This is a genomic window from Muricoccus vinaceus, assembly GCF_042433125.1.
In the GTDB taxonomy this organism is placed as follows: Bacteria; Pseudomonadota; Alphaproteobacteria; order Acetobacterales; family Acetobacteraceae; genus Roseomonas; species Roseomonas vinacea.
In genome coordinates this window covers 170,175-182,639 of record NZ_JBHLVZ010000060.1, presented here as the reverse complement: position 1 = coordinate 182,639, position 12,465 = coordinate 170,175, and the positions used below count along the sequence as shown (strand labels likewise).

Annotated in this window: 12 protein-coding genes; all 12 read right to left on the bottom strand. The window is 72.2% G+C overall.

The genetic code is table 11. The features are described 5' to 3' along the window. Positions 1–294: Y-family DNA polymerase (locus ACFFIC_RS18180; protein ID WP_456306945.1), on the bottom strand; the 294-nt coding region annotated here is incomplete at its 3' end. Between the two features lie 251 nt (positions 295–545). Next, the gene (locus tag ACFFIC_RS18175; protein WP_377052928.1) at positions 546–866 is read right to left on the bottom strand and encodes an HU family DNA-binding protein; all 321 of its coding nucleotides are present in this window, start codon (positions 864–866) and stop codon (positions 546–548) included. Between the two features lie 127 nt (positions 867–993). Then, entirely contained in the window at positions 994–2,082 is a 1,089-nt protein-coding gene (locus ACFFIC_RS18170; protein WP_377052909.1) for an alpha/beta fold hydrolase, read from the bottom strand. A 170-nt stretch (positions 2,083–2,252) separates the two neighbouring features. Beyond that, positions 2,253–3,836, bottom strand: coding sequence for an ABC transporter substrate-binding protein (locus ACFFIC_RS18165; RefSeq protein WP_377052907.1), 1,584 nt, complete (start codon positions 3,834–3,836; stop codon positions 2,253–2,255). Between the two features lie 33 nt (positions 3,837–3,869). Further along, on the bottom strand, positions 3,870–5,381 hold the full coding sequence (locus ACFFIC_RS18160) for a serine hydrolase domain-containing protein (RefSeq protein ID WP_377052905.1): 1,512 nt from the start codon (positions 5,379–5,381) through the stop codon (positions 3,870–3,872). Between the two features lie 273 nt (positions 5,382–5,654). After that, complete coding sequence (locus tag ACFFIC_RS18155) at positions 5,655–6,449, bottom strand: ABC transporter permease (RefSeq protein WP_377052926.1); 795 nt, start codon at positions 6,447–6,449, stop codon at positions 5,655–5,657. Further along, the gene (locus ACFFIC_RS18150; protein WP_377052903.1) at positions 6,449–7,396 is read right to left on the bottom strand and encodes an ABC transporter permease; all 948 of its coding nucleotides are present in this window, start codon (positions 7,394–7,396) and stop codon (positions 6,449–6,451) included. The genes ACFFIC_RS18155 and ACFFIC_RS18150 overlap by 1 nt, the downstream gene beginning before the upstream one ends. A 7-nt stretch (positions 7,397–7,403) precedes the next feature. Beyond that, on the bottom strand, positions 7,404–9,023 hold the full coding sequence (locus ACFFIC_RS18145; RefSeq protein ID WP_377052901.1) for an ABC transporter substrate-binding protein: 1,620 nt from the start codon (positions 9,021–9,023) through the stop codon (positions 7,404–7,406). A 59-nt stretch (positions 9,024–9,082) separates the two neighbouring features. Then, a complete protein-coding gene (locus tag ACFFIC_RS18140) occupies positions 9,083–9,550 on the bottom strand; it encodes a RidA family protein (protein ID WP_377052899.1) in 468 nt (155 codons plus the stop codon). Continuing rightward, positions 9,543–10,481, bottom strand: a complete 939-nt coding sequence (locus ACFFIC_RS18135; RefSeq protein ID WP_377052897.1) for an NAD-dependent epimerase/dehydratase family protein — start codon at positions 10,479–10,481, stop codon at positions 9,543–9,545. The genes ACFFIC_RS18140 and ACFFIC_RS18135 overlap by 8 nt, the downstream gene beginning before the upstream one ends. Next, entirely contained in the window at positions 10,478–11,467 is a 990-nt protein-coding gene (locus ACFFIC_RS18130) for an ABC transporter ATP-binding protein (protein WP_377052895.1), read from the bottom strand. The genes ACFFIC_RS18135 and ACFFIC_RS18130 overlap by 4 nt, the downstream gene beginning before the upstream one ends. Beyond that, complete coding sequence (locus ACFFIC_RS18125; protein WP_377052892.1) at positions 11,464–12,465, bottom strand: ABC transporter ATP-binding protein; 1,002 nt, start codon at positions 12,463–12,465, stop codon at positions 11,464–11,466. The genes ACFFIC_RS18130 and ACFFIC_RS18125 overlap by 4 nt, the downstream gene beginning before the upstream one ends.

The following is a 12,465-nucleotide window of genomic DNA, read 5'->3' as shown; positions in this document are numbered from 1 at the left end:
GAGATAGGCCTCGTCGAGCGAGAGCGGCTCCACCAGCGACGTGTGCTCGAGGAAGACCTCGCGAATGCGGGCGGAGATCTCCCGGTAGCGCTCGAAGCGCGGCGGCACGAAGCGGAGCTGCGGGCAGAGCCGGAGAGCGGTGCGCGACGGCATGGCCGAGCGCACCCCGAAGGCGCGCGCCTCGTAGCTGGCGGCGGCCACCACCCCGCGCTCGCGCGAGCCGCCGACCGCCAGCGGCTGGCCCGCGAGCGACGGGTCATCCCTCTGCTCGACCGACGCGTAGAAGGCGTCCATGTCGACGTGGATGATCTTGCGGGCGGGGTTCACGGGCCTGGCGAGGAGGGAGGCGGAGTGGTGCCCACCGGCTCAGCCACGGGCACCTCGGCGGGCGCGGCATACCGGCAAGGAAAAGCAGGTCGGGCGGCGCACGGCATCGCCGCAGGGTGCGGACAGAACCAGAACAGGACAAGGGCCTGCTAACCGGCCGAGGCGGATCCGGCCTCCTGGTGCCCGCATGGCGGCCGCCCAGGAGGCCGGTTCGGGTGTCAGCCCGCCTTGTTCTTGGCTGCCTTGCGCTTGGCTTTCTTGGCGCCGGCGAAGGCCGCCTCCTTGAGGGCCGGGCTGGCCTTGAACCTGACGGTGGCGCCGGCCTTGACCTGGACCTTCTCGCCGGTGCGCGGGTTGAGCGCGGAACGCTTGGCGGTCTCGCGCACGGTGAAGGTGCCGAAGTCCGGAAGCGAGAAGCGGCCGGTCTCCACGATCTCGGACTTGATCGCGGCGATCAGGTCGGCCGCGAGCTGCCCGGAGGCGACCCCCGTCATCTCGGTGGATTGCTGGATAACGTCGGTGAGGAACTTCTTCGACAAGCGCTTACCCTTTTTGAAAACTGGAATCCACTCGGCGGCAGGCTTGTATCTGCCCGCCTCACACCTTGCTGCCAAGCCAATCCCCGCATCTCCTACTCCGGGACGCCGATGCAGCGCCATACCAATGTCAGGCCCACATCCCCTTGCCCGCGAGCCATTCCTGGATCAGCCCGGCCACGGTGTCGCTGTTGCGGTCCATCATGACCATGTGGCTGTTTCCGCGGATGCCGCGCTCCGGCAGGTTCACCACGTCCACGCTGCCGCCGGCCGCGCGCACCGCCTCGGCGAAGCGCATGCCGTTGGCGCGGATGGCGGGCCAGCGCGCATCCCCGTCGATGTAGTCGCCGTAAAGGACGAGCATGGGGATGTCCTTCAGCGCCGCGGCCTTGGCGATGTCGCCCACCGCGGCCGGCTCCACCAGCACGAGGGCGCGGACCTTGTCCGGTCGTTCCTGCGCGGCGCGCCAGCCGAAGAACCCGCCCTGGCTGTGCACCATCACCACGCTTGGGCCCACGCGGTCGAGCAGCGCGCCGTAGGCCTCCAGCGTCAGTTCGTCGGTTGTGGTGAAGCGCGGCACGTTCTGACGCATGAAGCTGCGGTAGCTGTCCTTGTCCGCCGGGAACTGGTTGCCCGGCAGGGTGGTGCCGCGCGCGAGGGAACCGGGGCCGTCGCCGATGCGGAAGCGTTCGTAAGGGTTGTCCTGCGTCAGGAAGATGGGCTGGCCGCCGGTCGCCTCCGGAATCATCGTCCAGCCCGAGCGCCCGCGCTCCGTCGCGTCCGAGACATAGACGGGCCAGCCGCGGCGCAGGAAGAAGTGTTGCCAGCCCTCCCGCCCATCCGGCGTGGTTTCCCAGGTCACTCCGGTCAGGCCGCCGCCGTGCCACATCAGCAGGGGAAAGCGGCCGCGCTGCGGCGAGGGGATCATGTAACCCGCATACATGCCGCCGATGAGGTAGGTGCCGTTGGGATCGACGCGCGCGAGCTGGCCGCCGGGGGAGAAGAGCACCTCGCGCGTCGGTTGCCCGGCGATGACGAAGTCCCGGCCACCGACATGGAAGGAGCCGAAGTCGGCGAGGGTGATCGGCGCGCGCGCCGCGGCGGGCGGGGGCGCGGCCGCGCCGGCTGGCGCCGGGGCGGTGCCCTGGGCCACGCCCGCCTTCGGCAGCGCCGCGGCCGCGACGGTCATCGCCGCCCCCTGCAGGAACGTTCTTCTCATCTCTCGCCTCCCTTTCCGCGTGGCGCATCCTGAGCGCCTGCCGAGCCTACGCCCGATCGGCCCGGGCTGCACACCACCCGACGCCACCATGCGAAGCCGCAAGCCGCGCGCGGAACGCGACGCTCCGGCAGCGCATGGGGTTTCGCTGCCGATGCCGGCGCCCGCCCATGTCAGCGCTTCTCGATATTCCAGTAGAGCATCACGGGTGCGTCGAGCACGCCGGAGATGTTGGCGCGCCGGGCATAGGGTTGGTCGAACTGGCCGAGCACCCGGTAGGGCTGCACCTGCGCGAGGTGGCGATGAAGCGTCTCCACCGCGGCCAGGCGCGCCGGTTCGTCCGCCGCCTCCACCACCGCGTTGCGGAGCCGCTCGGCCTCCGCGTCGCAGGGCCAGCCGGCCCAGGCGCGCTCGCAGCCCATGTTGGTGCCGATGTTGGTCAGCGGCGACTGCATGGTGGCGCCGGAGGCATAGGTGACGAAGAGGTTGTAGCCTCCCTGAGATGGCGGGTTGCGGTTCTGCTGGCGCGTGGTGACCGTGCCCCAGTCGGCGACCTGCAGGTCGACGTTGAAGCCGGCCCGCTTCAGCCGCTCCGCCGCCACCTCCGCCATGCGGCCGATCGGCGCGATGTCGTAGGAGGTGGTGAGAACCAGCGGCTCGCCGCGGTAGCCGCTCTCGGACAACAGGCGGCGCGCCGTTTCGAGGTTTGGCACGGCATAGGCCTCCGCCCCTGCCTCCGTGCCGTTCACCGTTCCGCAAACGAAGTAGGCGTTGCAGCGCCGCCAGAAGCGCTCGTCGCCGAAGCCCGCCGCGAGGAAGTCGGCCTGGTCGGTGGCATGGGCCAGGGCGAGGCGCGCGCGCGGATCGTTGAAGGGCGGGTGCAGGTGGTTGGGCCGCAGCATCACCTGGTTGGAAAGGCTGGTGTAGCGCTCCACCCGGATGTCGCGGCCGCGCGAGAGCAGGGGCAGGAGGTCCTGCGACGGCTGCTCCCAGATGTCGATCTCGCCGGTCTGCAATGCGGCCGCGGCGGTCTGCGGGTCCGGCATGATCTGCCACTCCACCCGGTCCACCTTCACCTGCCGGCCGCCAGCCAGCCCGTCCGCCGGCTCGCCGCGCGGGACGTAATCCGGGTTGCGGTCATAGACGACCCGCGCACCGGGCCGCCATTCGCCGCGGTTGAAGCGAAAGGGACCGGAGCCGATCGCGCTGGTGATGGGGGTGTGGGGATCGGTGCGCGCGTCCTCCTCGCGCATGATCACGGGGATGGCGCCGACGGCCGAGCCGAGCGCGAAAGGCACCATGCCCAGTGGCTTCGTCAGCTTCAGCGCGATGGTGCGGTCGTCCACCACGTCCAGCGAGGCGAGGTATTCGCGCAGCTTGCCGCCGGTCGTGTCGCGCGCCATCCAGCGACCCAGGGAGGCGACCACGTCACGCGCGTTCACCGGGCGGCCATCATGGAAGCGCAGCCCGTCCCGCAGGCCGATCGTGTGGGTGAGGCCATCCGCCGAGACCTCGTGGCGGTCCGCCATCTGCGGATGCGGCGTGAGCCTGGAGTCCCAGGCGAACAGGGTTTCGTAGACCATCAGCCCGTGAATGCGGGTGATGGTGATGGAGGCGACCACCGGGTCCAGCGTCCGCAGGTCCGCATGGGGCGCGACGCGCAGCACGCGCTGTGGCGCGGGCTGGGCGGCCGCGGGCGCGGCCAGCGCGGCCAGGCCGGTGCAGGCGAGCAGGAGGCGGCGCAGAAGCATGGTCATGTACCCCGTGTCCGCGGGCAGGTCAGCACGCGCTCAACCACGATGGAAGACCAGGACGCGGGAGCGGTGGGCGAGGAGGCGCAGCGTGTCGTCGGGCTGCAGCCAGAGCAGCGGGCGGAGGCCCCAGGGGCCGTGGTGGCGCGAGGCGATCGCGCGGGCGCCGGGCAGCGGCCGCAGCGCGCAGGCCTCGCGGGGATGGATGCCGGGAAGCACGGCGGTGCCGTCCGGCGCCACCACCAGCGTCGCGCCGAAGGCCTCGTTGCGCCAGGTGCCGGCCAGGGCGGGATCGAGCGGCACCGCCTCCACCCGGCGCAGCTGCCGCCGCGCGCCGCCCACCCGGCCCTCGAGGGCGCCATCCGGGCGGGCGCGCAGCCGGGCCTCCAGGTAGGCCGGCAGCGTGCGGACCCCCTCCCCGTCGGCGAAGAGCCGGTCGGTGACGCCCATGAAGGTGATCTGCCCGTCCCTCACCTCCGCCCAGGCCTCGCTGCCCTCCTCGGCGTAGAGGCCGGGCGGCAGGGTGGCGGGCCGGGGCAAGGGCTCGCCCGAGGCGGCCGCCAGCACGCGCATGGCGAGCCAGAGCGGGTCCGTGTCCTCCCGGTTGGAGACCAGGGCCACGCCGAGCCCGACGGCGGGCGCCATGAGCAGGTGTGTCTTCACGCCCGGCAGCGAGCCGCCATGGCCGATCAGCTCCAGAGCCCCGAGCCGCTGGGCGGAAAGGCCGAGGCGGTAGAAGCTCCCCTCCCCGTCCGGGAAGGGGCGCGGGGCACCGAGCCGGTCCAGCATGCCGGCGGCCGGCCCGCGCCCGGCCAGGAGGGCGGCACCCCAGCGGGCCAGGTCCTCCGCCGTGCCCACGAGGCCGCCGGACGGGGAGAAGTGCAGCCCGTAGCGGCCGCGGCGCCAGGTTTCTCCATCACGCCAATAGGGGGTGGCGAGGCCTGGCAGGACGGTTGCCTCGTCCTCGGGGAAGGCGACGGCGTGCAGGCCCAGGGGGGCGAGCAGCAGGCGGTGGAGCGCCTGGCCGTAGGTCTCACCGCCCCGGGCAGCGAAGGCGGCGGCGACCAGCCGCCAGCCCGTGTTGGAATAGGCCATCTCCTCCCCCGGTGTGCCGCCCGTACCGGGCAGGCGGCGGCAGAGGTCAAGAAGATCGGCTTCGGACAGGCTGGCGGTGAAGGGCAGGCCGAGCAGCCAGAGCGTTTCCATCAGGTCCGGGATGGCACCGGTCATGTCCAGCGCGCGCGCCAGCGGGAGGGCGCCGATCGCGGACGGCAGGCCGGGGACGAGCCCGGCCAGGCGGTCCTCCAGCCGGAAGCCCGCCAGAAGGGCCGTCGCGGCACAGAACTGCTTGCTGATGGAGGCCCAGCGCGCCGGCGTGGTGGCGGCGAAGGGCAGGCCGTGCTCCAGGCTCGCCAGCCCGCCGGCCGCGGCCTCGCGCGGCCCGGTGGCGTCAAAGAGAACCAGGGCGCCGCCTGGGCCGCCTTCCGCTTCCCAAGCGGCGCAGATGGAGCGTGCCTCGTCGGCAGCGTGGGTGAGGTCGGCGTGGGTCATGCCGCATGGTTCCCCCGTCCGGGGTTTCCGGCCAAGGGGCAGGCGGACGCGACCGGCCGGGTTCCGGGGCCGGCCGCCCCCGCCCAGGGCCACTGCCGCGGACCTCCCTCCGGCCTCCAGCCGCTTCTCCGGCGGGCTCGATCAGCCTGTGCCCGGCACTGGTGGCCACCAGTCCGGCCTCGGTGATCCGGAGCAAGCGAGGATCTGCGCATCGGCGGCGGGAGCGGCCTTGCCACGGGCGGGGCCCCGGACCGGCCGCCGCCCGCCCCTGGCCTAAGCGTCGCGATCCTCGAGAGCACGGCCGAGCAGGGACGTCGCAGCCGCCGCGAGCAGCAGGGCAATCCCGGGGAAGATCGCCAGCCAAGGCGCGACGGTGAGGTAGTTCCTGCTTTCCTGAAGGCTGGCTCCCCAGTCCGGGGTGGGTGGCGGCACTCCGAGCCCGAGGAACCCGAGCGCCGCCTGGATCTGCAAGGCCAGCGGAAAAAGGATGATGCATTGCTGCACCACCACCGGCGCCACGTTGCGGGCCACGTGCCGGGTGAGGACTGCCCATTCTCCAAACCCGATCGTCCGGGCCGCTTCGACATAGGCGCGCCCCGCCTCCATGAGCGCCGCAGCCCGCGCGACCCGGAAGAAAACGGGCACATAGATGATGGCGAGAGCCAGGATCAGGTTGCGCGCGCCGGGCCCCAGGGTGCTGGCCAGCACCACGCCGAGGATGATCGGCGGAAAGGCCAGCAAGGCGTCCGCCGCCCGTGAAAGCGCCCGATCCGGCAGCCGGCCGGCGAAGCCGGCCAGGGCACCCAGGCCGCCGCCGAGCAAGCCCGCCACCGCGACGGCGGCCGCCACCACGCCGAGCGTGCTGCCGGCCCCATGCACCACCCGCGCATAGACATCCCGCCCGGTTTCGTCCGTGCCGAACCAGAACTCCGCGGACGGCGCTTCCAGCCTTCGCGTGACGACGACGGCATCCGGCGATCCCGCGAAGAGGCCTGGCAGGATGCTCATCGCGACAAGGATGAGAACCAGCCCGGCACCGATGAGAAGCTGAGGCCCCGGCCTGCGCATCACGCCCCCCGCATCCGCGGATCGATCAGGGCATAGGCGAGGTCGATCACGAGGTTCACCAGCAATGCCACGATCACGGTCAGCAGCAGCGCTCCCTGGAGCACCGGGTAGTCCCGTCCCTGGATGGCGGCGAGCAGGGTGCGGCCCAGGCCCGGGATCGCGAACAGCGTTTCAACGACGACGACGCCGCCCAGGATCTGCACGAGGATCAGTCCGGCATAGGTGACGAGAGGGACGGCGATGTTGCGCAGGACATGCCGCCCGAAGATCACCCGCGCCGGCAGGCCGCGGGCCCTGGCGGCGCGGACGAAATCCTGGCGCAGCAGCGCCACGCTCTGCTGGCGGGTGAACTGCGCGTAGGCACCGGCCTGCAGGAAGCCCAGGGCCAGCACCGGCAGGAGAGTGCTTTCCAGGTTCTCGGCCAGGGATATCCCGGGGGGCGTGTAGACCAGCGGAGGAGACCAGCCGAGCCAGGCATCGGCCAGGATGAGCAGCACCATTCCCGTCCAGAAGACGGGGGACGAAAGGCTGAGAAGGGTGAAGCCCTCCACCAGCAGATCGACAAGGCTCCCCGGGCGGGCACCCGCGAGCAATCCCAGCGGCACCCCGACGACGATGGCGACAAGGAGCGTGACGAGGCCGAGCTGGAGGGTGACCAGGAAGGCATCCAGGATGATGCCCCAGACCGGCAGGCCCTGCCGCATGGATGTTCCGAGATCGCCCCGCAGCACATTCCCGGCCCAGCTCAGGTATTGCGACCAGATCGGCTGATCGAGGCCGAAGAAGGCCCGCAGCGCCGCTTCCGCCGCGGGATCTCCCGCGCTTTGGCCGAGCATCTCGCCGATGGCGTCGCCGGGCACGGCGCGGATCAGGAGGAACACGACGCCGGTCGCGAGGATGGCCGTGACGAGCGTGCCGCCGATGCGCCGGGAGATGGCCTCGATCATGGTCGCGTCACGCCGCGATCCACGCCTTGGCCAGGCCGAACCACCATCCCGTCGGGTGCTGGACATAGTTCCGCACCCGTTGCTGCGAGACGGTGACGAGATCGGGCGAGAACAGCAGGATCGTCGGCACCGTCTCGTCCATCACCCGCTGGAGCCCGAGATAGGCCTCCTTGCGGCGCGCGGGATCGGCGCTGGCCATGCCGAGGTCCATCAGGCGGTCGGCTTCCGCGTTGTTCCAGTTCCGGAAATCGGCGCCGCGCGGAGGGCTGCGGAAATGCCGGTAGAACAGGCTGTGCGGGTCGGGCTGGGTTCCCCAGTCGTTGAAGGTGAAGCGCATGTTCCGCGTCCGGAAGGCATTGAGCCAGACGCCCAGCTCCGCCCGCTGGATGTTCAGCCGGATGCCCACGGCCGCGAGTTGCTGCGCGATGGTGACGGCGGCCGGGTCCATCCACTCGAAGCCGATGATGCCGATGAGATCGAGGGAGAATCCGCTGGCCAGTCCCGCCTCGGCCAGAAGCGCCTTCGCGCGGGCGGGGTCCTGCTTCTGGAAGGGCAGGCTCTCCAGGGGCGCGCCCCAGCTCTCCTGCATGGCCGCGGGCACGGTGCCGAGAACCTGTCCCTTGCCGCCGATCGCGGCATCCATCACGGCCTTCTTGTCGATCGCGAGGGCGATCGCCTGCCGCACGCGCTGGTCCTTCAGCTGCGCGTGGCTGCTGTCCAGATCCAGGGAGCACTGCCGGAGCGACGGGGCCGAGACGATGGAGAGCCCCGCCTGCCCCTGGAGCTGCTCCGCGTCCTGCGGCCGGGCCAGCAAGGCCAGGTCCACGCGGCGGCCGCGCAGGGCGACCAGCACGCTCGCGGCGTTGGGCTGCACGCTGAACAGCACGCCGTCGAGATAGGGCTGGCCCTGCCGCCAGTAGTTCGGGAAGCGCGCCATGCGGATATGGCTCTGCGGCCGGAACTCCTGCAGCATGAAGGGGCCGGTGCCGACGGATTGCTGCGACAGCCGGTTGCGTGCCTGGGGGCTGGAGAAGGTGTCCCGCGGGACAACGCAGCCGAAGCGGTTGGTGAGCGTCATCGGCAGCGATGCGTTGGGCTCGGAGAGGCGAATGACCACCGTGTGGTCGTCCGGCGCCTCGACCTCGCTGATCGTGCCGAAATCCGCCGCGCCGGGGCTGCCGTTGGCGGGGTTCCGCACGTAGTCGTAGCTGTACTTGACGTCGGCCGAGGTCATCTGGCCGCCATTGTGGAAGCGGACGCCGCGCCGGAGGACGAAGGTGTAGGTCAGCCCGTCCGCCGAAACCGTCATCGATTCCGCCAGGAGGGGCTTGGCCGTGCCCGATGCGTGCTCGAACATCAGCCCCTGGTACATCAGCACCGTGATGGCGGTCCGCGCATCGCCGGCCTGGTGGAAGGGATCGAGGTTGGGTGGCTCGTTGGCGATGGCGATGGTCAGAACGCCGCCGCGCCGCGCCTGGGGATCATCCGGGCCGTATATGTCCCCCTCGCCCACTGCGGCGGCCTGTGCCCAGGCCTGGCCGCGCGGGCCAGGCCGCAGCAATCCGGCGCCCATCAGGCCGGCACCGGCGAGCAGGGCGGAGCGGCGGTTGGTCATCTCGTTCGGCACGGCGGTTCTCCTGAGCGGGCGTTGGATCGGTTGATGTCGGATGGCGTTCCCCGTGCGTCTCAGCCCCTGTCGTGAAGGGCGAAGACGAATTCGATCTCGACCGGCACGTTGCGCGGCAGCATGGCCACGCCGACCGCGCTCCGCGCGTGGCGCCCTGCCTCTCCGAAGATCTGGCCCATGAGGTTGGAGGCCGCGTCGATGATCCGCGGCTGCTCGCAGAAGCCGGCGGCCGAGGCGACGAAGCCGGTCACCTTCACGACGCGCGCCACGGCATCCAGCGATCCGGTAACGGAGCGCAGCGCGGCAAGCCCCTGCAGCGCGCAGAGGCTTGCGGCGCGCCGGCCGTCCTCCACGCTGACCTCCTCCCCCAGGCGCCCCAGCACGGGGAGTTCTCCCTCGGCGTTGCGGGGAAGCTGCCCGCTGACCCAGACCAGGCCGTGCTCGGCCACGGCGGGCACGTAGTCGAAGGCCGGCTTCGGCAGGGGCGGAAGGATGAGGCCCAGGGCCGCCAGTCGTTCCTCATGCATGGTTCGGTATCTCCACGATCTCGCGCAGCGTTTCGGACAGGATCGCATCGAGCCCGCGCCGCGGTTCCCAGCCCAGGCCGCGAAGCCGGCTGTCATCGACCAGTGGCAGGTCCGGCGCGCCAGGCTCCGGCAGAACCGAGATCCTCGCGCCGGGACCGAGCGAGGAAAGGGCGGCAGCCAGCTCGGCATAGGTGAAGGTGAGGCCGGCCATGTTCAGCCTGCGCGGCGCTTTGCGCATTCCCGAAAGCAGCAGCAGCGCCTCGGCGGCATCATCCCCGTGGACGGCGTCGATGGGATAGGCCGGCGCCCCCGCCTGGAGCGGCTCGCGGGCCGCGGCCGCGCGGAGGAGGCGCGCATAAAGCGTGGCCGCGCCCACGTACCATCGCCCCGGCCCCAGCACGAGCGGCAGGCGCAGCGTCGTGACGGACAGGCCGAGCGCCTCCTCCCCCCAGTCGGCGGCCAGCTCCGCCATCCGCTTGGACAGGCCGTAGGCGCTGCGCGGCGCGGGCTCGGCGTTCTCGTCGACGCGTGCCTGGGCATAGGTGGCGGGCGGCCCGTACACGACGGTGGAGCCGCATTGCACCACGCGGCTCACGCCCGCCGCGGCACAGGCGGACAGGACGGCGGCGAAGGCACCGGCGTTCACGGCCACGGCCTGCGCCGGGTCGGCTCCCGCGGCGCGGGCCAGGCCGTCGCCGGAAGGATTGTGGCCGGCGGCCCAGACCACCGCATCGGGCCTGAACGCCCGGAGCGCCGCGGCGAGGCGCCCGCCTTCCTCCGCGCGCCCCTCGAACCGCGCCACGCCATCGGCAGCGCCCTGGTCGCCCGGCCCGAAGGATCCGGCGGCATGCCCGCGATCGAGAGCGAGCCGGAGAAGCCGGCTGCCGACGAAGCCCTGCCCGCCAACAACCAGGATGCGCCGCCCGCTCATGGCACCCGGTCCATCGACAGGACATCGTCGCGGATGCAGGCCGCCCGGCGCCCATCCACCAGGGAGCGGAGCGCCGGGACGGTTTCCGCGCAGGCTGGCAGCGCGGAGGGACAGCGCGTGCGGAACACACAGCCGGAGGGCGGCGCGGCGGGGCTCGGGATCTCGCCTTGGAGGAGGATGCGCGGGCCGCGCGCCTCGCCCGGCCGGCCCGGCGAGGCGGACAGCAGCGCGCGCGTATAGGGGTGGCGCGGGTCCCGCAGCACCTCCGCCGCCGATCCCTCCTCCATCACCCGGCCCAGATAGAGCACGATCACGCGGTCGCAGAGCGTCCGCACCGCGCCGAGATCGTGCGAGACGAACAGCAGGGCGAGCTGCCGTTCCCGGCGCAGTTCCCGCAGCAGGTTCAGGATTTCGGCGCCGACCGACACGTCGAGCGCCGAGACCGGCTCGTCCGCCACGATGAAATCGGGATCGACGGCGAGAGCGCGGGCGATGGCCACGCGCTGGCGCTGCCCGCCGGAGAGCGCCGCGGGACGGCGGTGGTAGAAGCTGGGCGAAAGGCCCACCCGTTCCAGCAGGGCCGCGGCGCGGTCCCGCGCGGCGCGTCCGGACGCGATGCGATGAAGGGCGATGCCCTCCGCGACGGCCTGGCCCACATCCATGCGCGGGTTGAGGCTGGCGAAGGGATCCTGGAACACCATCTGCATGCGCCGGCGCAGCGGCCGCAGCGCCGCGCGGTCGGCACGGGTGATCTCCTGCCCGTCGAACAGCACCGCACCGGCGGTCGGCCGGGACATGCGCAGCAGCATGCGGCCGATGGTGGACTTGCCGCTGCCGCTCTCCCCCACCAGCCCCAGGGCCTCGCCCCGGCCGATGGCCAGGTCCACCCCCGCCACGGCCCGCACCGGGCGGCGGCGCGGGGCGAAGAGGCTTGGGCCACCGAACTCCATCTGCAGGCCGCGGCCTTCGACGATCGGGACGCTCACGGCACCTCCTCCCAGCGGAGGCACCGGCTGCGGCGTCCCTCTCCCGCCTCGAACAGCGGCACCGGGCCGGCGTGGCAGGGAGCGATCGCCAGGGCGCAGCGATCGGCGAAGCGGCAATGCGGCGGCGGGGCCAGGGGGTTGGGCATCAGCCCGGGGATCCCCCGGGGCGGCGCTCCCTCCAGCGACGGGATGCAGTCCAGCAGGGCGCGGGTGTAGGGGTGGCGTGGCCGGGACAGGACCTCCCCGGCCGGGCCCTGCTCCACGATCTGGCCGGCATAGAGCACGCAGATCCGGTGTGCGACGCCGGCCACCAGGCCGAGATCATGGCTGACGAAGATCATCGCCATGCCCTGCTCCGCCTGCAGGCCCTGCAGCAGGTCGACGATCTGGGCCTGGATCGTGACGTCGAGCGCCGTGGTCGGCTCATCGGCGATGAGGAGCCTGGGCTCGCCGGCGAGGGCCAGGGCTATGACGGCGCGCTGGCGCATCCCGCCGGAAAGCTGGTGTGGATACTCTCCGGCGCGCCGCGCCGGATCGGGGATGCCGACCAGGCCGAGCAGCTCCACCGCCCGCGCCGCCGCCTGCCTGCCGTTCATGGCGCGCAGGTGGCGCAGCGTCTCCGCGATCTGATCGCCGATGGTGAAGAGCGGGTCGAGCGCACTCCCCGGGTCCTGGAAGACCACCGCGATCTCGCGGCCGCGCAGGCGGCGCAAGGCCGCGCCCTTCAGCGCGAGCAGATCGCGCGGCGCGCCGGCCGCGTCCCTCCAGTGCAGCTTGCCGGTTGAGCGGGTTCCGGGCGCCTCGGCGTGCAGCCGGGCCACCGCCATCGCGGTGACCGACTTGCCGCTGCCGCTTTCTCCCACCAGGGCAAGCGTCTCGCCGGGCGCCAGGCTGAACGACACGTCCTCCACCGCCGTGATCCAGCCCTTCGCGCCGAGGAAGGCCACGGAGAGACGATCGGCCTCAAGCAGGGCCGCCGAGGCGGGGGACGGGTTCAT

Bases quoted from the DNA above. Each gene is read 5' to 3' on its own strand.
- ACFFIC_RS18170 (WP_377052909.1), bottom strand. From the start codon at position 2,082: ATGAGAAGAACGTTCCTGCAGGGGGCGGCGATGACCGTCGCGGCCGCG.
- ACFFIC_RS18165 (WP_377052907.1), bottom strand. From the start codon at position 3,836: ATGACCATGCTTCTGCGCCGCCTCCTGCTCGCCTGCACCGGCCTGGCC.
- ACFFIC_RS18160 (WP_377052905.1), bottom strand. From the start codon at position 5,381: ATGACCCACGCCGACCTCACCCACGCTGCCGACGAGGCACGCTCCATC.
- ACFFIC_RS18155 (WP_377052926.1), bottom strand. From the start codon at position 6,449: ATGCGCAGGCCGGGGCCTCAGCTTCTCATCGGTGCCGGGCTGGTTCTC.
- ACFFIC_RS18150 (WP_377052903.1), bottom strand. From the start codon at position 7,396: ATGATCGAGGCCATCTCCCGGCGCATCGGCGGCACGCTCGTCACGGCC.
- ACFFIC_RS18140 (WP_377052899.1), bottom strand. From the start codon at position 9,550: ATGCATGAGGAACGACTGGCGGCCCTGGGCCTCATCCTTCCGCCCCTG.
- ACFFIC_RS18135 (WP_377052897.1), bottom strand. From the start codon at position 10,481: ATGAGCGGGCGGCGCATCCTGGTTGTTGGCGGGCAGGGCTTCGTCGGC.
- ACFFIC_RS18125 (WP_377052892.1), bottom strand. From the start codon at position 12,465: ATGAACCCGTCCCCCGCCTCGGCGGCCCTGCTTGAGGCCGATCGTCTC.